The sequence below is a fragment of the Lachnoclostridium sp. An76 genome (genome assembly GCF_002161355.1).
In the GTDB taxonomy this organism is placed as follows: domain Bacteria; phylum Bacillota; class Clostridia; order Lachnospirales; family Lachnospiraceae; genus Mediterraneibacter; species Mediterraneibacter caccavium.
Map to the genome: position 1 here is coordinate 730,791 of NZ_NFHL01000001.1, position 19,417 is coordinate 750,207.

Annotated in this window: 15 protein-coding genes; 2 read left to right on the forward strand and 13 right to left on the reverse strand. The window is 52.0% G+C overall.

Annotation, left to right across the window (positions count from 1 at the left end; genetic code table 11):
• Window positions 1-15: 15 nt before the first annotated feature.
• The 3 genes from agaV to B5G27_RS03335 all read right to left on the reverse strand — a co-directional run bounded on the left by agaV (window position 16) and on the right by B5G27_RS03335 (window position 3,097).
• On the reverse strand, window positions 16-492 hold the full coding sequence (gene agaV, locus B5G27_RS03325) for a PTS N-acetylgalactosamine transporter subunit IIB (RefSeq protein ID WP_087177540.1): 477 nt from the start codon (window positions 490-492) through the stop codon (window positions 16-18).
• 387 nt (window positions 493-879) lie between these two features.
• A complete protein-coding gene (locus tag B5G27_RS15930) occupies window positions 880-1,209 on the reverse strand; it encodes a hypothetical protein (protein ID WP_162611149.1) in 330 nt (109 codons plus the stop codon).
• Between the two features lie 784 nt (window positions 1,210-1,993).
• Entirely contained in the window at window positions 1,994-3,097 is a 1,104-nt protein-coding gene (locus B5G27_RS03335; protein ID WP_087177541.1) for a tetratricopeptide repeat-containing glycosyltransferase family 2 protein, read from the reverse strand.
• A 344-nt stretch (window positions 3,098-3,441) separates the two neighbouring features.
• Here B5G27_RS03335 and B5G27_RS03340 point away from each other — a divergent pair, with 344 nt between their 5' ends.
• Window positions 3,442-4,674 carry an argininosuccinate synthase gene (locus tag B5G27_RS03340; protein WP_087177542.1) on the forward strand — a complete coding sequence of 411 codons (1,233 nt, stop codon included), beginning with the start codon at window positions 3,442-3,444 and terminating at the stop codon, window positions 4,672-4,674.
• A gap of 185 nt (window positions 4,675-4,859) precedes the next feature.
• On the opposite strand, the gene B5G27_RS03345 is transcribed toward B5G27_RS03340, so the two are convergent.
• From B5G27_RS03345 to B5G27_RS03360, 4 genes are all read right to left on the reverse strand, one after another.
• Window positions 4,860-5,675 carry a DUF2442 domain-containing protein gene (locus B5G27_RS03345; RefSeq protein ID WP_087177543.1) on the reverse strand — a complete coding sequence of 272 codons (816 nt, stop codon included), beginning with the start codon at window positions 5,673-5,675 and terminating at the stop codon, window positions 4,860-4,862.
• Window positions 5,650-6,474, reverse strand: coding sequence for a hypothetical protein (locus B5G27_RS03350; RefSeq protein ID WP_087177544.1), 825 nt, complete (start codon window positions 6,472-6,474; stop codon window positions 5,650-5,652). Before B5G27_RS03350 ends, B5G27_RS03345 begins: the two co-directional genes overlap by 26 nt.
• A gap of 164 nt (window positions 6,475-6,638) precedes the next feature.
• Window positions 6,639-9,839 (reverse strand): carbamoyl-phosphate synthase large subunit, encoded by a 3,201-nt coding sequence (carB, locus tag B5G27_RS03355; RefSeq protein ID WP_087177545.1) that lies wholly within the window; start codon window positions 9,837-9,839, stop codon window positions 6,639-6,641.
• A complete protein-coding gene (locus B5G27_RS03360; protein WP_087177743.1) occupies window positions 9,839-10,909 on the reverse strand; it encodes a carbamoyl phosphate synthase small subunit in 1,071 nt (356 codons plus the stop codon). The genes carB and B5G27_RS03360 overlap by 1 nt, the downstream gene beginning before the upstream one ends.
• 313 nt (window positions 10,910-11,222) lie before the next feature.
• Between B5G27_RS03360 and B5G27_RS03365 the strand changes: the two genes are divergently transcribed.
• Window positions 11,223-11,819, forward strand: a complete 597-nt coding sequence (locus tag B5G27_RS03365; RefSeq protein ID WP_087177546.1) for a response regulator transcription factor — start codon at window positions 11,223-11,225, stop codon at window positions 11,817-11,819.
• Between the two features lie 63 nt (window positions 11,820-11,882).
• Here B5G27_RS03365 and B5G27_RS03370 read toward each other — a convergent pair whose 3' ends face one another.
• From B5G27_RS03370 to B5G27_RS03395, 6 genes are all read right to left on the reverse strand, one after another.
• On the reverse strand, window positions 11,883-13,469 hold the full coding sequence (locus B5G27_RS03370; protein WP_087177547.1) for a hypothetical protein: 1,587 nt from the start codon (window positions 13,467-13,469) through the stop codon (window positions 11,883-11,885).
• Window positions 13,470-13,646: 177 nt separating this feature from the next.
• A complete protein-coding gene (locus tag B5G27_RS03375; RefSeq protein ID WP_087177548.1) occupies window positions 13,647-14,900 on the reverse strand; it encodes a transglutaminase domain-containing protein in 1,254 nt (417 codons plus the stop codon).
• 56 nt (window positions 14,901-14,956) lie between these two features.
• A complete protein-coding gene (locus B5G27_RS03380) occupies window positions 14,957-16,219 on the reverse strand; it encodes a peptidoglycan-binding protein (protein ID WP_087177549.1) in 1,263 nt (420 codons plus the stop codon).
• Between the two features lie 133 nt (window positions 16,220-16,352).
• Window positions 16,353-17,384, reverse strand: coding sequence for an RIP metalloprotease RseP (gene rseP, locus B5G27_RS03385; protein ID WP_087177550.1), 1,032 nt, complete (start codon window positions 17,382-17,384; stop codon window positions 16,353-16,355).
• Window positions 17,385-17,387: 3 nt separating this feature from the next.
• A complete protein-coding gene (gene dxr / locus B5G27_RS03390) occupies window positions 17,388-18,530 on the reverse strand; it encodes a 1-deoxy-D-xylulose-5-phosphate reductoisomerase (protein ID WP_087177551.1) in 1,143 nt (380 codons plus the stop codon).
• 74 nt (window positions 18,531-18,604) lie between these two features.
• On the reverse strand, window positions 18,605-19,417 hold the full coding sequence (locus tag B5G27_RS03395; protein ID WP_087177552.1) for a phosphatidate cytidylyltransferase: 813 nt from the start codon (window positions 19,415-19,417) through the stop codon (window positions 18,605-18,607).

The window sequence follows — 19,417 nt, forward strand, 5'->3', positions numbered from 1 at the left end:
GATAAAACCTGTTAATTACTTAAATAATTTGTCGACACTTTCTGCCGGCGTGTCCGGAACTCTCTTGATCTCAAGTTCCACACCGAGATCCTGCAGCTTTTTGAAAGTTGCAACATCATCGTCATTCACTGCAACCGAAGTTGCAACCTGACGTTTGCCATCAGCCATGTGCATATTACCGATATTTACTTTCTTGATCGGAACCCCGCCCTCAACAAGCTTAAGCACATCCTGTGGTGATTCGCAGATAATCGCAATATGCTGATTCGGAGAAGCTTTGTGGATGATATCGATTGTTTTCTGAATGGTGAAGAATCTTGTCTGCGCGTATGCAGGCGCAGCCATATTCATCAGGCTCTGGCGGAATTCATCCGCTGCAACCGCATCATTCGCAACAAGCAGAAGATTAGCGCCTACAACGCCGCACCACTGTGTCGCCACCTGACCGTGAATCAGACGATTGTCGATCCTTGTCAATCTAATATCTGGCATGTTCTCATCCCCCTTTCTTTAGGTATTTAGCAATTATCGGACAGGTGTCAAAGCCCTTTCCTCATGCTGTCTTAACAAGCCCCTTCCGTAAATATTACGGAAAGTAATCTGCTTACAGATGCTATTATACCAAATTTCGAACCGTTTAGTTTGCACTTTTTATGCATCCCTTTGCATTTTTGGTTATATAATTTTAATAAAAAATACAGGTAAAATTTACTACTTTCCCACAAAAGTAACAATTTCCGCCATATCGGCGCCTTTGCATTACATCGCTGCCTTGATCCGTCAGATCTTTCCTTATATATACTATTCTTTTTACTTCCATATAATTCAGGCAGGCAGGAAAAGATCCCGCCTGCCCGCTTCCATAATATCAGGCACATCTCAGGATACCGATGCGCCGCCGATCTTCTGCACTGTCAGATTGATACCTCCGTAGAAAAAGTTCCCGCCCTGCCCGGTCACCTGAAGGACTGCCGGGACCGAAGTCACCGAAATGATCTGAGAGAATGCCACGCCCGCCGAATCTGTCGCCGCCTGGAACGTATGCTGGATCAAAGTGCCCGGCACGGTAGTCCCCTGCTGCTGAAGATAGAGGGAAACCGTAAACGGAAGCCTTGATGTGCTCACCGGGCCTATATTCCCATGGAAAGACACCTCGTACGTTCCCGGAGTCTGGATCGTGACCTGCGGAGTATTCTGGGAATGCGTCACATCAGTCCCGCCTGACGAAGCATTTCTGTCAAAGATCAGAGCTGTGCCTGTCGTCCCGGTCTGGGATGGCGTGGAATACGCCGCCAGGTAGCTGGCCTGCTGCTCCGATGCAGAAGGACCTGTTGCTCCACTGGGACCGGTTGCTCCGCTCGGGCCGGTTGCCCCACTCGGACCAGTCGGACCGGTTGGGCCTGTCGCTCCACTCGGGCCGGTTGCTCCGCTCGGGCCGGTCGGACCTGTTGGACCTGTTGCTCCACTCGGGCCTGTCGGGCCGGTTGGACCGGTCGGGCCGGTTGGACCGGTCGCTCCTGTTGGACCTGTTGCTCCGCTGGGACCGTTCGGGCCGGTTGGACCTGTTGCTCCGCTGGGACCGGTCGGGCCGGTTGGGCCGGTCGCTCCACTCGGACCAGTCGGACCTGTTGGACCCGTTGGACCTGTCGCGCCCGTGGGGCCAGTTGGGCCGGTTGCTCCGCTCCCCGGACCGGTTGGGCCCGTCGGGCCGGTCGGTCCTGTTGCCCCAGTTGCTCCTGTCAGGCCAGTCGGACCCATTGGACCGGTTGTGCCCGTTGGACCTGTTGCACCGGTCGCCCCCGTCGGACCGGTACAGCAGCACGGTGCTGGCGGGCAGGGTCTCTGGCATCCAAAAGGATTCCATCCGCATCTTTCCCGGTCGCAGTTATCATCCCTGTGACAGCACGAGGACTGCCCGTGCACTTCGTAATCATCTTTGTTATCTTTTTGTTTTTTTCTGAACCATATCATAATTGCCAACCTCCTTTCATAATTAATGTATGTTAGGATCCCTTTTTTGTCCGTCTGATCTTCTCCTACGGAAATACTCCCTGTTCACACGGCAGTAATCCGAACCGGGAGAGAACGTTTCAGCCAGCTCATTATACTCTTCTGCCAACCCGTATTCTCCAAGTCTGTCATAGCAGACACACAGCGAGATCGCGGGAAGGTAGCCATAGCAGTCTTCTGTTATAAATGCCCCGGACCGTTCCGCCTTCTTTGCACTAAGCGCCTGCCTGTACCAGTAGGCCGCCTGCTCATACTGTCCCCTGTCCATGAAATGTCTTCCCAGGTCACAGCAGGTCTCTCCCCTCGGCACATCATATGCCAGCCCCTCCAGCAGTGCACCGAGCGCTCTGCCCTCCTCTCCTGTTCCGTAAAAGCAGTATGCCATCTGCCGGGTCGCATCGATCTGATTTTCCACCCATCCGTCCGGGCGGTCCAAAAATGACCGTAGTACCTGTGCGCCTTTTTCATATTCTCTGTGGGACAAAAGTTCTCTTCCATAATAATAGAGGGAACGGCTGTCAAAGTATTCTCCTTTTTTCTCCATGTCCTGATAGATCCGAAGGTTCCTGTCCCCATCCCCGGACCCGATCTTTCTGTGCTCGATCAGCACATCCGAATAATATATATTCCCGGCAGGCGGGATCACTTCATGGACGCGTCCCCGGAAGAGAAAGGCGCCATTGTTTTTCACAAGCCGCTCTCTGTCATATGTGAATGTGCTTTTTCCACTGGCATCAAACGCTACAGCATATGGCATCATAACAACATCCGTATCGCACGGCAGTTTCTGTTTAAGTTCCAACATCGCCGCCGCACTCTCTTCGGGCAGGATATCATCTGCATCAAGCCACATCAGGTAATCCTTTGTTCCTTTTGACAGAGAAAAATTCCTCGCTGCCGAAAAATCTTCCTTCCATTCAAAGTCATAGATCTTATCCGTATACTGCGCTGCGACCTCTTTCGTCCTGTCCTGCGAACCGGTATCCACGATGATCATTTCATCAGCAGTGCTTTTTACGCTTTCCAGGCAGCGCCCAAGCACTTCTTCTTCATCCCTGACGATCATACAAAGACTGACTGATATCATTCCATTCTTTCCCTTCCTGATCTTTGTTTCGATTTTTCAGCAGGCCGGCTATTGTTCCCCTGCTCTGATATCAGTCTATGTGGCGCAGCTTCCCGGTGTTCTTTCCCGGTATTCCGCTGATCCCCCATTGAAATTTTATGCATTTTCTTACAGGAAAAATGATTTTTTATGCATTTTTATGTGATATTATGCATACTATTCTTTTTTATCAGTTTTCTCTTGCATAATTATAAATTTTGGTGTATAGTATGTTCTAGCTTGTGAAAAACGGCAGTGACATATGTTTTCAGCCCCGCCCGGCGGAACTGAAAAGCGAATAAAAATACATTCAGGAGGCATTTGATATGAGTAAAGAAAAAGTGGTATTAGCGTATTCAGGCGGTCTTGACACAACTGCCATTATCCCGTGGCTGAAAGAGACATTCGGCTATGATGTCGTGTGCTGCTGCATCGACTGCGGACAGGGGGAGGAACTGGACGGCCTTGATGAGAGGGCCAAGCTTTCAGGAGCTTCCAAATTATATATCGAAAATATCGTGGATGATTTCTGCGACAACTACATTGTACCATGTGTCAAGGCAGGGGCTGTCTATGAGAACAAATACCTTCTCGGCACATCCATGGCGCGTCCGGCCATCGCGAAGAAGCTTGTCGAGGTAGCCCGCAAGGAAGGCGCTGTCGCGATCTGCCACGGCGCGACAGGAAAAGGAAATGACCAGATCCGCTTTGAGCTGGGCATCAAAGCGCTCGCTCCGGATATCAAGATCATCGCTCCCTGGAGGATGACAGACGTGTGGACCATGCAGTCCCGCGAGGATGAGATCGAGTACTGCCGCCAGCACGGCATTGACCTTCCGTTCGACGCACAGCACAGCTACAGCCGCGACCGCAACCTGTGGCACATCAGCCACGAAGGCCTGGAGCTGGAGGATCCGGCAAACGAGCCGAATTACGATGACCTGCTCGTGCTCGGTGTGACACCGGAAAAAGCGCCGGATAAAGGGGAATATGTGACCATGACATTCGAGGCAGGTGTGCCGAAGAGTGTAAACGGCAAAGAAATGAAAGTATCCGACATCATCAAAGAGCTGAACGCCCTTGGCGGAAAACACGGCATCGGCATCATTGATATCGTGGAAAACCGTGTCGTAGGCATGAAATCCCGCGGCGTGTACGAGACACCGGGCGGAACGATCCTTATGGAAGCGCATCAGCAGCTGGAAGAGCTGGTGCTCGACCGCGCGACATATGAAGTAAAGAAAGACCTTGGAAATAAATTCGCACAGATCGTGTATGAAGGAAAATGGTTCACACCGCTGCGCGAGGCGATCCAGGCATTTATGGACGTGACTCAGCAGTATGTGACCGGCGAAGTGAAGTTCAAACTGTACAAAGGAAACATCATCCGTGCAGGCGAAACTTCCCCGTACTCTCTGTACAGCGAGTCTCTGGCAAGCTTCACGACAGGCGACCTCTATGACCACCACGACGCAGACGGATTCATCAACCTTTTCGGACTGCCGCTGAAGGTGCGCGCCATGAAAATGCAGGAACTGAAGAACCAGAAACAGTCATAAGGGCTTATCCGTCTGTTTCGGACAGGAAATGATAACGGCAAAACAGATACAGCAGGGAGCGCTGTTCATAGATTGACATTCATCTATGGAACAGCGCTCCTTCTCTTCTGATAAGTAAAGCTCCGGGCAATCCTTTCGTCGTCTTGGCAGTCCTTACTGCAGTTTCCGACAATTTTTGTAAGAATCTATTTCCACTTTCTGCGTTCCACCTCTGAATTAAGGAAAAGCTTGCTTTTCAACATAGTTTTTACGGGATGCAGCTTATTTCTGCGGATCAGATCCTCAATGTTCTGCCGGGTACAATTCAGCCTTTCCGCCGCCTCTGCCGTTGAGATCACTTCATGCTCGATATAGATGTTAAAGTCATCCGGTGTGAGCGGGATCTGTTCTCCCATCTGATACAGTTCTTCATTGGATATAGTCAGTGTTTCTCCCCAGCAGATCCCCTGTCCTCCCGGGAGGACTTTCACCCTGTCAAATACATCGGGATTATTTCGGAGAGGCAGAAAATCCTTTTTTTCTGACAGAGTTTCTGTCAAACTACATTTTTTAACCATATCATTTTCAAAAAAAAGCAGGATGTCGTAATTTTCCAGAGGCACTGCATTTTTCACTTTTTTCCCAAAGCGGTCCTGCATTTTCTCATAAACTTCATCTTCGCTGACAGGTTCGATATAGCATTCGTCCTGCGCGCACTTCCCTCCTGACAGTTCCAGCAGACTGAATTCATCATATTCTTTCAACCCATTTTTCCGCAGTATCTCCCCCAGATTCTGCCGATCCGGCGGCACGATCCTCTGCTGCACCCATTTTCTACTCCAGTATGCGTCCACTGTATACTTCCCATCCTTAACAAATGAAGACAGGAGCAGGGGCGCCTCCCACTCGGTAGTCTGTTCTGAAATTTCGATAAAAAACATCCTCGGCATTTCATAATAAAGCAGATACGCAAGCTCTCTGCTCTTAGAAACCGTGTCATCTTTGATTGCAAAAGCTTTCATAATATTCCCATCGCCTCCTGATCATTTCCCATATCTTATTCAGATATTCTTTCGGCAGCACTTTATCCAACCCTTCCAAAATAAACAGTTTATCTGACGGATGCAGAGAGCGAAGTTTAGGCATATGATCACAGGGGATCAGCTCCAGATTATCTTTTGCAGAATTCCCTCCGACAAAGCACTGCACCGGTTTATCCTCCATCACATCTGTTTTTTGTATGTCTTCCATGCTGCGGGAACTGAAAAAGAATGACAGACCGTGATCGAACAATGGCGCCAGCCGGATTGTTTTATTTCTTCTGTCCCTGAGGACTTCTATATTTGCCCCATGTCTGTCCCTGTTTAAAATCAGGAAATCAACTGCCAGCATTTCATAAATATAATCTTCCCATCCCATTCGTATACAGAACTCAAGCGGAGACTCTCCCTCTTTTCTTTCCAGCTGATAATAAATATCCAACGCGATCTTGCTCTCTCCTGCTTTTTTAAAATCTTCTGATGCACACAGCCATGTGATATATTCCCTGTCAAAAACTTTTACTTTTGCATGTATCAGCTGATAGGAAAGATGTTCGATGCCCAGTACAGATAAAAGCCTGTCAGCTATCAGTTCATTGACACACTCGCATCCTACAATTCCTTTATATGAATCATAGTTGGACAGCTTATAGTATATCTTTTTACCATTTAACTCATAATACGCTTTCAGGAAACTGCCTGCCGTACCAGATGAGTTTCGTATTCGGGTCCAGTCCAGATATGTCATATCCTGTATATCTGAAATAATCTTCTTTATCATTGATCCTCACATCCTTTAAAAAAGGATAGCACACCTACTTGTCATACGTCAAGTATATGTGCCATATACAAAAATCATTAACAAAAGCAACAGGAACCAGAGTGTCTTTTTAGAGCGTTTTCGCTCGGAAGAGATACTCTGGTCCCTGTTGGATTATTTTCTCACTACACCGTCGCGATATCGATCAGTGTGAGTTTCTTTATATCTGTATTTTCAAGACTTGTGATAAGCGCCTCTGCCGTATCAATGGCAGTCAGCACGTTCACGCCTGTCTCGATGGCATTTCTGCGGATGACGAATCCGTCCTTGGAGTGCTCTGCTCCCTGTGCCGGGATGTCGATGACAAGGTCGATCTTGTGTCCCAGGATCAGGTCGAGAAGATTCGGCGACTCCTGCTCGATCTTGCGGACCGGGGTTGCCTTCACGCCCGCCGCGTTCAGCGCGCGCGCTGTTCCGCTGGTAGCGAAGATGTGGTAGCCGATGGCCTCAAACCTGCGTCCGATCTCCACTGCCTCCGGCTGGTCCTCGTCGCGGACGGTCATGATCATGTTCTTGAACTTCGGCAGCTTGATGCCTGCGCCCAGGAATGCTTTGTAGAGCGCCTCGTCAAAGGTCTTCGCGATACCGAGGCATTCTCCTGTGGACTTCATCTCAGGTCCCAGGCTGATGTCAGCGCCGCGGATCTTCTCAAAGGAGAATACCGGCATCTTGACTGCCACATAGTCTGCCTCCGGCTGAAGTCCCGGTGTGTATCCCAGTTCCCGGATCTTCTTTCCGATGATGACCTGTGTCGCCAGCGGCACGATCGGGATGCCTGTCACCTTGCTGATGTACGGCACAGTACGGCTGGAACGCGGGTTGACCTCGATCACATATACGTCGTCCTCGCCGCAGACGATGAACTGGATGTTGATCATACCTACGACATGGAGCGATTTTGCAAGACGTCTCGTGTACTCCGCGATCTTCGCCTTGGCGCCCTCTGTCAGGCTCTGCGCCGGGTAAACGGAGATACTGTCTCCGGAGTGGATCCCCGCACGCTCGATGTGCTCCATGATACCCGGGATCAGGATATCTGTTCCGTCGCACACCGCATCCACCTCGATCTCCTTGCCCTGCAGGTACTTGTCTACCAGGATCGGGTGATCCTGTGCGATCCGGTTGATGATGCCGATGAACTGGTCGATGTCATTGTCATTGATGGCGATCTGCATGCCCTGTCCGCCCAGCACGTAGGACGGGCGTACCAGCACCGGATAGCCGAGACGGTTCGCCACTTCCTTTGCTTCCTCTGCGGTAAATACAGTTCCTCCGGTCGGGCGCGGGATCTCGCACTCTTCCAGGATCTCGTCGAAGAGCTCTCTGTCCTCCGCCTTATCCACGTTCTCCGCGGAAGTTCCGAGGATCGGCACGCCCATCTTCATGAGTGCCTCTGTCAGCTTGATCGCTGTCTGTCCGCCGAACTGTACCACAGCGCCGTCCGGCTTCTCGATGTCAACGATGCTCTCCACGTCTTCCGGCGTGAGAGGCTCGAAGTACAGCTTGTCCGCAATGTCGAAGTCCGTACTTACGGTCTCCGGGTTGTTGTTGACGATGATCGTCTCGTACCCTTCTTTTGAGAACGCCCAGGTACAGTGTACGGAACAGAAGTCGAACTCGATCCCCTGTCCGATGCGGATCGGTCCGGAGCCGAGGACGAGCACCTTCTTCTTTCCGGAAGTCTCCTCCACCTCGTTCTCGCTTCCGTATACAGAGTAATAATACGGCGTCTCTGCCGCGAACTCTGCCGCGCAGGTGTCAACGATCTTGTACGCCGCCACAATACCGTTCTCGTGGCGCATATCGTGGATCTCCCTCTCGCTCTTCCCTGTCAGGCGGGCGATCACATTGTCCGGGAACTCGATCCGTTTCGCCTCGCGCAGAAGCTCCGGCGTAAGTTCTTCGTTTTTCAACGCGTTCTCCATCTCCACGATGATAGCGATCTTATCGATAAACCAGCGGTCGATCTTCGTAATCTTGAAGATAGTATCGTAATCGATGCCCCTGCGGACCGCCTCCGCGATCCTCCAGATGCGCATGTCGTCCACGATCGAGAGCTGCTCCATCAGATCCTCTTTTGAGAGTTCTGTGAAGTCATAGGACATCAGGCTGTCCACATGCTGCTCCAGAGAGCGGATCGCTTTCATGAGCGCTCCCTCGAAGTTGTTGCAGATGCTCATGACCTCTCCGGTTGCCTTCATCTGTGTCGTCAGCGTCCTCTTTGCGCTGATGAACTTGTCAAAGGGCAGCCTCGGCATCTTGACGACCACATAGTCCAGCATGGGCTCGAAGCTTGCGTAGGTCTTCTGTGTGATGGCGTTCTTGATCTCATCCAGGGTATAGCCGAGGGCGATCTTCGCAGCCACCTTTGCGATCGGGTATCCTGTCGCCTTGGACGCCAGCGCGGAAGAACGGCTGACACGGGGGTTTACCTCGATGACGCAGTATTCAAAGGAATCCGGGTTCAGCGCGTACTGCACGTTGCATCCTCCGGTGATATTCAGCTCGCTGATGATGTTCAGCGCGGAAGTACGGAGCATCTGGTACTCCTTGTCGCCCAGCGTCTGGGACGGAGCCACAACGATGGAGTCTCCTGTGTGCACGCCCACGGGGTCGATATTCTCCATATTACAAACTGTGATGCAGTTGCCCGCGCTGTCACGCATCACCTCGTACTCGATCTCTTTCCATCCCGCGATGCAGCGCTCTACGAGCACCTGGCCCACGCGGGAAAGCCTCAGGCCGTTCTCCAGGATCTCCACCAGCTGATGGGAATCATGGGCGATACCGCCGCCGCTTCCTCCCAGGGTGTACGCCGGACGGAGCACGACCGGGTAGCCGATCTTGTTCGCGAACGCAAGGCCGTCGTCCACATTTTCCACGACAAGGGACGCTGCCACCGGCTCGCCGATCTTCTCCATGGTCGCCTTGAACTCCAGACGGTCCTCCGCCTTCTTGATCGTCTCGGATGTGGTCCCGATGAGGCGCACGCCGTTTGCCTTCAGGAAGCCAGCCTCCTCCAGCTCCATGGCAAGATTCAGTCCTGCCTGTCCTCCCAGGGTCGGGAGCACGCTGTCCGGCTTCTCCTTTAAGATGAGCTGCTCTACCACCTCTACGGTCAGCGGCTCGATATAGACGCGGTCCGCGATGTCCTTATCCGTCATGATGGTCGCCGGGTTGGAGTTCAAAAGAACGACCTCAAGCCCTTCCTCCTTCAGGGAACGGCACGCCTGTGTCCCGGCGTAGTCGAACTCTGCTGCCTGCCCGATGACGATCGGACCGGAACCGATGACCAGTACTTTCTTTATACTCAAATCTCTTGGCATTATCTCGCTCCTCCCATCATCTCAATGAATCTGTCAAACAGGTATCCGGAATCCTGCGGTCCGGGGCATGCCTCCGGATGGAACTGCACGGTGAAAATGTTCTTGCCCACATAGGCAAGCCCCTCGTTGGTCCCGTCGTTTACATTCCTGAACGCCGGCACAGCCACTGCCGGATCGATGCTTTCCTCATCCACCACATAGCCGTGGTTCTGGGATGAGATATACACCCTGCCGGTCTTCAAGTCTTTGACCGGATGGTTCCCGCCGCGGTGTCCGTATTTCAGCTTGTGCGTGGACGCACCCGTAGCAAGCGCCATGAGCTGGTGTCCGAGGCAGATGGCGAAGATCGGGATGTCTGTGTTGTAGAGTTTTCTGATTTCTTCGATAATGGATGTGCAGTCCGCCGGATCCCCGGGTCCGTTGGAGAGCATGATACCGTCAGGATTGGATGAAATGATCTCTTCCGCGGTTGTGTGGGCCGGATATACAGTCACTTCGCAGCCACGTTGATTTAAAGATTTCGCGATATTATTCTTTGCGCCAAGGTCAAGGAGTGCGACTTTCTTCCCGGTTCCTTCGAGGACATATTTCTCTTCGCATGTCACTTTGGAGACAACATCCCCCACTGTGTATGCCTTCAGCTTCGGCAGGATCTCATCCAGATCATAATCCTCATTTGTAGTGATCATGCCGTTCATGGTACCCTTCTCCCTCAGGATCTTTGTCAGCGCGCGGGTATCGATCCCCGCGACCCCCGGGATATCCTGTTCTTCAAGGAACTCCTGGATCGTGCCTTCACAGCGGAAATTGCTGGGCATCCTGGACAGCTCTCTCACGATATATCCGTCCGGCCATGCCTTCTTTGACTCCATGTCCGGCGTGATCCCGTAATTGCCGATCAGAGGATAGGTCATCACGACCGCCTGTCCCGCGTAGGACGGGTCTGTCAGCACCTCCAGATAACCTGTCATAGAAGTATTAAAAACAATCTCGCTGATACAGTCACGCGTCGAGCCGATACTCGTCCCTGTAAATACTGTACCGTCTTCTAATATTAGAAACGCCTTCATCTGTTCACCCTTTCCCTTCGTATAGATCAATAGCCAGCAATCTGAAAACCAGCCTTTTCCGGCTGTGCCGTTACATAGCAAAGGCACTCTTGGAGTCTTTTGATCCAGAGCGCCCTCGTTCTCAAATTGTAAAGATTATACTACAACCGCGTTTATATTTCAATAAAAAATATTGTTATTTTTTTAACAACGCTGACGGAAAAAACTTTTCCAGGAAGCCCGGTGTAGTCTGATATATTATCCATACCGAGCTGTCCTGCCGAAAGACATGCCGTACGCAGGACAGCAGCATGTTTACACGGAGGAAAACAGTTTGGAACAGAAAAACCGACAGAAAAGCAGCCCCAGAGTCCTTACACTGTACAGGACACATGAACTCAGGGAAAATATATCCCCGGTCCTGGGGCAGAACGATACGTCTTATCTTGCATACTCCCCGTCCAGTCCCCGGGACATCTGCGAGCTTTCCGTAAAGCAGGCTCCGGATATCATCCTCCTGGAAACGGATACAGAGGACAACGGCTTATCTGTCATCCCCACGGGCAGGCAGCTCCGTCTGCATACCTGTGCGCAGCTTCTCCTGGTCAGCCGCTCGCGGGACAGGACAGCAGTCATACAGGCAGGCACGCAGACTTTTGCCTCCGGATGTGTTTTCCCCGGACAGATGCCTTACCTGCATGATTTTATCCGGGATACCTGGCTGGGGGATACTCCTCAGAAGATCCTGATCCGGGAACTAATCCTTTCTTCCCTCACTCAGGCGGAGCGTAAAGTATTGGAAATCCTGCTTGGCGCCCCGAATGATCTTCTCTCCTCCCCAAAAACGATCGCCAATCAGAAAACAAGCATCTTTCACAAACTTGGGCTGAAAAATTTCCAGGAAGTCAGACATATCTTCCGGAATTATTAAATGGGTATCCTTCCTGAGGAAAGATACCCATTTTTCATTTCTGCTTTTGCAGCGCAGACTTTCTCATCTCACGCAACGTTTCTTTAAAACCAATATCCCTGCGGCAGCACCTGATAAGGCAATGCTGTACAGGATCAGCGGCATTTCACTGCCGTCACCGGTTTTCGGAGACGGCGTCCCTGCGTTTACGGCACTGTTTCCGCCAGCCTGATCCCCGCCGGTCAGCTCCGTATCATTCCCGTCTCCGCCGGATGGATCCGCGGGATCCTGCGGGTCTTCCTGCCCAGGCTCCGCCGGTTTCTCCGGATCAGGTCTCTCAGGGATCGTATTATCCACATCCGGTCCCTCCGCCAGCTTATCCGTGACTACGTAGTAAGAGCAGTGTGTCATGTCCTCCAGTCTTACAAACAGGCTCTCCCCATTAGGAGCCGACGGATCCATCTCCGTATACCATTGTGTTTTTCCTGAACACTGAAGTGTTCCCGCCCCTTCGTCATAGTAATAATAATATCCGTTCTGTGACAGATCTGCATTATCAAAGGCAAACGCAAGCGTTGAAAAATCCGTTCCTGACGGCAGCGGCCCGCTGTGCTGGAAATCAAGCATCAGCGTTCCGGCATCATTCGTAATCTTCCCGTTCACTGCCTCTACAACATCCCCGCTGACCGGGAACCTCACGATCAGATCGACCGGAGCCGTTACCTCTCCCATCTCACTTCCGTGGAAAGTCCACATATATGTAGCTGAAGCCTCCACTCCCGGGAATGTGATATGCAGATCCTTACCGCTCTCACGCACAGCATTGAGTGTCTCCGCAGACAGCTTGTACTCATTTCCGTGGTAATATCCCATACGGATATTTACTGCCTGCTCATCCGATCGCAGGTCTCTCTTTATCCTTTCCTCAGCTTCACTGATATCCGAATAGATCTTTGTATCATAATCCAGATCAGCAGGCGTCAGGATATAGTCTCCTGCATCCACTCCTGCACTGAGCCCTCTGATCGTGCACCACCCGGCATAATCTGTATCCGTGGTCAATGCAAAACCGATGCGGTCCGTGATCCTGCCCCGGTCATGGTCATAAAAATAAACATTCTGCACCCCATATTTTTCCGCATCCGGGATCGGAATTGACAGTTCTGCATTCTCAGGCAATTCTCCGGCATGAGCCATGGATACTGTTGCAAATGCCACGCTGCCGTCGCCGATCACTCCGGCTGCCCCCTGCTTTATCTCAGGCACATCAACAGATACTTTCAGTTTAAAATCAGCTTCTTTACCGCTGCTGTACCCCCCTCTGATCCCCCATATATACAGAGGATATTTATCCGCGGCATTTTCATACACTGCCACACTGAGTATACCCCCATTCTCGCTCACCAGATCCAGGATATCAGCCGGCACAGATTCCACCGACTGCAGCACCTCAACATAGACTCCTGTCGCGTACGGACCGCTCATCGCCTCTCTGATATATTCCTCCGGCAGTTCCGCAACAGGCGTTATTGCAGGATTCACATCTCCCGCCCGGTCTGATATCACTGCATCGGCTGTCCATAGATCTGCCTCAGCGGCATTTACCGGCGCCGCAAGTGCAGATGCGATAAAGAACGCTGACAGCAGGCTGACTGCATGTTTCATTTTCATCGACGTATACCTCCCTGAAATTCTATCATACGCCCTTATTATATCACCCGGCTTTTTCCCGTAGTTCCTATATTTCATAGGGCGGCAAAAGATACAGGGAGGAACAGGATGAAAATAATTTCGGGTGACGAAAGTGACCTTGCTTTCCCCACCCAAAATACTCACGGAGCAGAAAACTCACTGCTCTGTCTCCCAAATTACCGTTATCCGGCAGTGCTCTCCGCTCTCGATGTAAGTATACCTGACGTTCTGCAGACCGTATACGGCTGCCACCGTCCGTGCCGCCTTTGGAAACAGATCATTGACCATTCCCTCCTTTGCCTCACTGTACACTGCATGATCCCGGAATTTGCACACGAACATCGGCTCCCCTGCATAAATGCTCTCATTCATTGCATTCAGCAGAAGCTGAGGATCGTAAGCGTCATAATACGTCCCCTCCAGACGGTAATAATTCAGGTCATCCTGGCTGCATGCCGGGTACATGACTTCGCCGTTCTGTACATGATCCACTGAGATCTCTGCATCCGTACAGCACAGGTAGTCATAATTGATCACATTCTCCGGCAGCCTTTCCCCACTCTCCGCGGAATAAAAGACCGGATCCCCGAAGGTCACATCCATCTGGTAATACTCCCCGCCGCAGCTGACGATGTTCCATGCATGGGCGCCCTGTCCTTCGACAGTGCCGACCACATAGATCGCCCTGACCCCCAGCCTGCCCAGAAGATACTGGGCTGCCCTTGAATACCCGGCGCAGACGGAACGTTCTCCCACGAGGGCGCTGTAGATATTCTGGTTATCCGGAGCGTTTTCATCATAGTCAACCGTATTTACGATATACTCAAATACGTATTTGATCCTGTCATATTCCGCTGCCCCCGCATCCACGCCCGACAGACATTCCCCCGCCGCGGCATCGATCTCTGCCTGCCTCTGGCTTCGGCTCTCCTCCGTACAGGAATAACCCGGATAAAATTCGGTATAACTGTCATAGACCGTCATTTTTGAACTGCCGTCGCACCAGAACAGTTCCGCCCGGTCATACAGGAGATACTCATACACTTTTTCCGGGTGGTCTTCCCGCCCCGCATGGAGCAGGATACATTCTTCCATATCCTGCACCCCCTGGAGCAGTTCTCTGTAAACCGTCTGCTCCTCCTCTGTGAGCTGCTGGTAATAGAAATCCCCCTCTACCTCCTCGATGGTCACGGTAAGTTCCGGGAAATCTGCCCCCTGCTCTGAGACTGCATTCACTGTCTCCTCCACCGCTTTTCCCGCTGCTCGCTTTAACATCCCGCCCAGCTCTGCCCCGGCCCAGGGCACTGCGTACGCCGCCAGGGCTCCCACTCCCGTAAGGAGCGCCAGGGCACAGAGGCATCCTGCTGCCCCTGTCCGTTTTCTTCTCCGTCTCCTTCTTCTGTCAGCCATGTCTCTCCTCTCTCCGTCAGCCGCAAAGGACCATTTATCCGATCTCTGTCCCAGTCTCAGGTAAGCTCTGCGATCCGGGACACTCCGACATAGATCTCGGAAATCTTATACCATGTAGGATAATCCACTTTTCCAGTCGCCGGAAGCCCGAAAACGGACTGGAACTCTCTCACCGCCTGTTCTGTCGCTGGTCCGTAGATCCCGTCAGCAGTGATCTTCGGCAGGGCGGGATATGCCCCGGCGATCACGTTGAGCTGTTCCTGCATCTGCCGGACCTTTTCCCCGCTGGAACCTTCTTCCAGAGTATACCCCGGCCAGGATGCCGGTATGCCCGAGATTTCTTCCGCAGTATTGATATACATATCATCTCCGTAGAAATACCGGAGGATCTCGATCGGCGAGTAGCCCTGGTCTCCCAGTTCTTTTGACCCCCACTGAGTCATCCAGTTCGGGCATGTGACCCGCCTGCCGTCACAGTACTGGGTCAGGATGGGCTGCCGCACATTCGGCCTTGAAAGATAGTCCGCAAACAGCTCATCCACGATCACGGATATTGTATCATAAATATTGCGTTCCGGGATCCATTTGTGATCAAAAGCTGTCGAAGAAGTGATCGTAAAGTCATATCCCCGGTTCCGGTACCACTCTGTGTACACCCGGTTCAGAGTGAACGACATGATGGCAAGCACGTTCGCCCGTATGGTATTCGCAGGCCATGTCGCGTAAATTTCGCTGGACGCCACATTCTTAATGTAATCTTTATATTTGACATAATAATCCATGGCTGTCGTATCGCGGGGCGAACCGTCATGCACCACGATGTATTCCGGCACGACGACCCGGCTTAAGACGATCTCCCCGGTCTCATTTACGGGTTTGATCTCATCTTCCGCGATCTTCGGCGGATACTCCGCATACAAAGTATGGGCAGGGATGACGAATACTTCTTCCTCTTCCCTGCCCACATCGCTCGGTCTCATCCTGACGTTCTGTATGGCTTTTACATTTGCCAGTATCTCTGCCCCGGCGATACTCACCGGCTCGAATCCCGGAGCGCTGATATCCAGAGTGTACTCCGAGTAAGGCTGCCTTTCATTATCCGGGTCCAGGCTCCATTCCTCGGGCGGGGCATCAAGCTCCAGCACCTCTGTCTGCCCGGAAGGATTGGTCTCTACACGTTCCAGCATATTCTCAGGGACGCCGGTATAAGATATGGATATACTGGCGTCCGCTATGGGACGTCCGTCCACGGTAGAGGTTACGTTGATCTGGAGTTTTCCTTTCTCTGATGCTTCCTGCATTGCTCTTATATGTGCCATTGATCTCTCCTGCATCTGCCTATAATCTTTTTAATTATATAATAGATGCAAAAGATTTAGAACCAGGTTCTTTTTCAGCAAAAAGACTGCCGCACAAACTTCATGCAGCAGTCTCCTCAATAATTTCCGTCTCTCAGAACAATTTCATAATATCATTATACATCACAATGACCATCAGGATCATCAGCGCCGCGAATCCCGCGAAATGCACCATTCCTTCCTTCTCCGGCGGCACTCTTTTCTTCCGGATCGCCTCGATGATCAGGAACACGAGCCGCCCGCCGTCCAGCGCCGGCAGCGGCAGGAGATTCATGATCCCCAGGTTTGCAGTCAGGAGCGTCCCGAAGTTCAGCATGCTCAGGGCGATCGCCGCCGTTCCTGCCGGAGCCGCTGTTTCATACACATCGTTTACCACGTTCACGATACCTACGGGACCGGACAGATCTTGAAGCCCCGCCTGTCCTGTCACGAGCATACGCAGGCTGTCCACAGTATAGTGCACCCAGTATTCCAGCTGGTAGAATCCATACTGCATCGTTCCCAGTATCCCCGGCTTCTCGATCTCCCCGCTGACGACTCCCAGGAGCTTTGACCCGCTTTCATCCAGCACTCTCGGCTCCACCTCAGCAGTATATTCTTTTCCGTCTCTTTCGTACACGATCTCAAAAGGAACATCTCCCGCATGTGTCAAAGTATAGAGGTTCATGTCATCCCAGATATGGACATTGCGACCGTTGATCTCCTTTATGACATCTCCCGCCTGCATCCCCTGCTCCTGGGCGGAAGATCCTTCCAGCACCTCCGCCACGACCGGCGGCCGGTAACCCGTCACTCCGATGAGGATCATACAGAAGATCCATGCAAGGATCAGATTGAACGCCGGGCCTCCCGCGATGACAGACATCCTCGCCCACACGGACTTGCTGTTAAAGCTGTCCGGGGACGTGTCTTCCACATCGTCTTCCCCCATCATGCACGCTCCGCCGAAGGGGAGCAGTTTTACACAAAAATACGTCTCCCCGAACTTCTTTCCGAACAGTGTCGGCCCAAGGCCGAGGGAGAACTCATCCACCCGGATGCCGTTTTTTTTCGCCAGGAGGAAATGTCCGAGCTCATGAAAGATTATAATAAAACTAAATAGTAGGATCGCTATGATTATACCCATGTATTACCACCTGTTTTTAATAAATTCATATGTTTCCTGCTCTGTCTTTAGTATCGTTTCCACATCCGGGCACAGGATATTCACGTGCGCTTCCATGCATTCCTGTATGATCTCAGGAATCTGAAGGTAACCGATCTTCCGGTCAAGGAAGAGTGCCACCGCACGCTCATTCGCCGCATTGAACACGGTCGGCAGCGTGCCGCCTTCCCTGCCCGCCCGGTAAGCCAGCCTCAGGCCATAAAAAGTCTCCATATCCGGCTGTTCAAAAGTAATCTCGGAAAGAGTACTGAAATCCAGACGTTCTCCCGGGAGATACCTTCTCTCAGGGTAATAGAGGGCATACTGGATGGGCAGCTTCATATCCGGCGTACCCAGCTGTGCGATCACTGCCCCGTCCTCGTATTCTACCATGGAATGGATAATGCTCTGCGGCTGTACCACGACCTGGATCTGGTCCACACTCACGTCAAAGAGCCATTTTGCCTCAATCACTTCCAGTCCTTTGTTGACCATGGTGGAGGAATCGATAGTGATCTTCCGCCCCATCGTCCAGTTCGGGTGCTTCAGTGCGTCCTCCACCTGGATATCTGCCAGCTCTTCCCTCTTCTTTCCGCGGAAGGGGCCGCCGGACGCAGTCAGGAGGATCTTGTGCAGCGCCTTTTCCTGGCCTCCCTGGAGCGACTGGAAGATGGCGCTGTGCTCGCTGTCCACAGGCAGGATGGATACGTGATTTTCTCTCGCAAGGGGCATGATGATATGCCCTGCCGTTACAAGAGTCTCTTTATTCGCAAGCGCGATATCCTTCCCGGCTTTGATCGCCTCGATCGTGGGCAGGATGCCGATCATCCCCACAATGGCAGTCACCAAAATCTCCGCTTCCGGCTCCGCCGCCACGGCAAGGAGCCCGTCCATCCCGGAAAACACACGCACATCCAGATCCCGTACCCTGCTCTTAAGCTCCGCTGCTTTTTCCTCATCCCATACAGCGGCAAGTTTCGGGCTGAATTCCCGGATCTGCGCCTCGAGAAGTTCAATATTGCTCCCTGCTGCCAGGGCTGTCACCTGGATATCTTTGTTTGTCCTTACGATCTCAAGGGTCTGTGTCCCGATGGACCCGGTAGACCCGAGAACAGCTATCTTTTTCATATTATTCTTACCTCATTTCTCTGACCGCGGTCTCAAAGCTTTGCAGGATACATCATGCATCCTGTCATTCTCTCTCAAAGGAGCACTGCAAGATAGTATATGATGGGCGCGGTGAAGATGACACTGTCGAACCTGTCCAGGATCCCTCCGTGTCCGGGTATCAGCTTCCCGTAATCTTTGATATTGTGATAGCGCTTGATGGCTGATGCCGCCAGGTCGCCGATCTGGGAGATTGCTCCGCCTGCCCCTCCGATGACCGCGTACTGGACGATGTCAGCTCCCGCGCCGCCCCAGTGGTTGATGGCAAGGGCATAGAGCACCCCGATGAGCGCTGCGCCAGCAATGCCTCCGATCCCGCCTTCCACAGATTTTTTGGGGCTTAAGACCGGCGCCATCTTATGCTTCCCGATGAGCTTTCCCACACAGTAGGCACATGTATCGCATCCCCACGCGCAGATAAACACCAGCCAGACCGTAAATATGCCTCCTTCAAGGAGCCTGGTCTGATAAATATAAGAAAGCATCACTGCCACATAAAACACGCCGAAAAACGCGGCAAATATCTGCTGCGTATTATATTTCGGATAATCGAACACAAGCACGCCCATCTGGCAGATCAGATATGCCATAAACAGCAGCATAAACCATGTCAGCTTCTCGCCCGGAAGCTGAGGTTCAAAATACAGCAGCCCGTAATACAGCACTGCGAAAAGGTAACCCACGATCCCCGGAGGCTTTTTCTCGATACCAAACACTTTATACAGCTCTGTCATTCCGATCAGGCTGATCAGAAGCAGCACCCCAAAGAGGAGAGGCCCGCCTGTGATCACTGTGACAAGAGCAATGATCACTAAAAGTATCCCGCTTAACAGCCGTGTCTTAAACAT

What these genes read in the sequence shown, in the direction of transcription:
- agaV (WP_087177540.1), bottom strand. Translation starts at nt 492, where the DNA reads ATGCCAGATATTAGATTGACAAGGATCGACAATCGTCTGATTCACGGT.
- B5G27_RS03335 (WP_087177541.1), bottom strand. Translation starts at nt 3,097, where the DNA reads ATGATATCAGTCAGTCTTTGTATGATCGTCAGGGATGAAGAAGAAGTG.
- B5G27_RS03340 (WP_087177542.1), top strand. Translation starts at nt 3,442, where the DNA reads ATGAGTAAAGAAAAAGTGGTATTAGCGTATTCAGGCGGTCTTGACACA.
- B5G27_RS03345 (WP_087177543.1), bottom strand. Translation starts at nt 5,675, where the DNA reads ATGAAAGCTTTTGCAATCAAAGATGACACGGTTTCTAAGAGCAGAGAG.
- B5G27_RS03350 (WP_087177544.1), bottom strand. Translation starts at nt 6,474, where the DNA reads ATGATAAAGAAGATTATTTCAGATATACAGGATATGACATATCTGGAC.
- carB (WP_087177545.1), bottom strand. Translation starts at nt 9,839, where the DNA reads ATGCCAAGAGATTTGAGTATAAAGAAAGTACTGGTCATCGGTTCCGGT.
- B5G27_RS03360 (WP_087177743.1), bottom strand. Translation starts at nt 10,909, where the DNA reads ATGAAGGCGTTTCTAATATTAGAAGACGGTACAGTATTTACAGGGACG.
- B5G27_RS03370 (WP_087177547.1), bottom strand. Translation starts at nt 13,469, where the DNA reads ATGAAAATGAAACATGCAGTCAGCCTGCTGTCAGCGTTCTTTATCGCA.
- B5G27_RS03375 (WP_087177548.1), bottom strand. Translation starts at nt 14,900, where the DNA reads ATGGCTGACAGAAGAAGGAGACGGAGAAGAAAACGGACAGGGGCAGCA.
- B5G27_RS03380 (WP_087177549.1), bottom strand. Translation starts at nt 16,219, where the DNA reads ATGGCACATATAAGAGCAATGCAGGAAGCATCAGAGAAAGGAAAACTC.
- rseP (WP_087177550.1), bottom strand. Translation starts at nt 17,384, where the DNA reads ATGGGTATAATCATAGCGATCCTACTATTTAGTTTTATTATAATCTTT.
- dxr (WP_087177551.1), bottom strand. Translation starts at nt 18,530, where the DNA reads ATGAAAAAGATAGCTGTTCTCGGGTCTACCGGGTCCATCGGGACACAG.
- B5G27_RS03395 (WP_087177552.1), bottom strand. Translation starts at nt 19,417, where the DNA reads ATGTTTAAGACACGGCTGTTAAGCGGGATACTTTTAGTGATCATTGCT.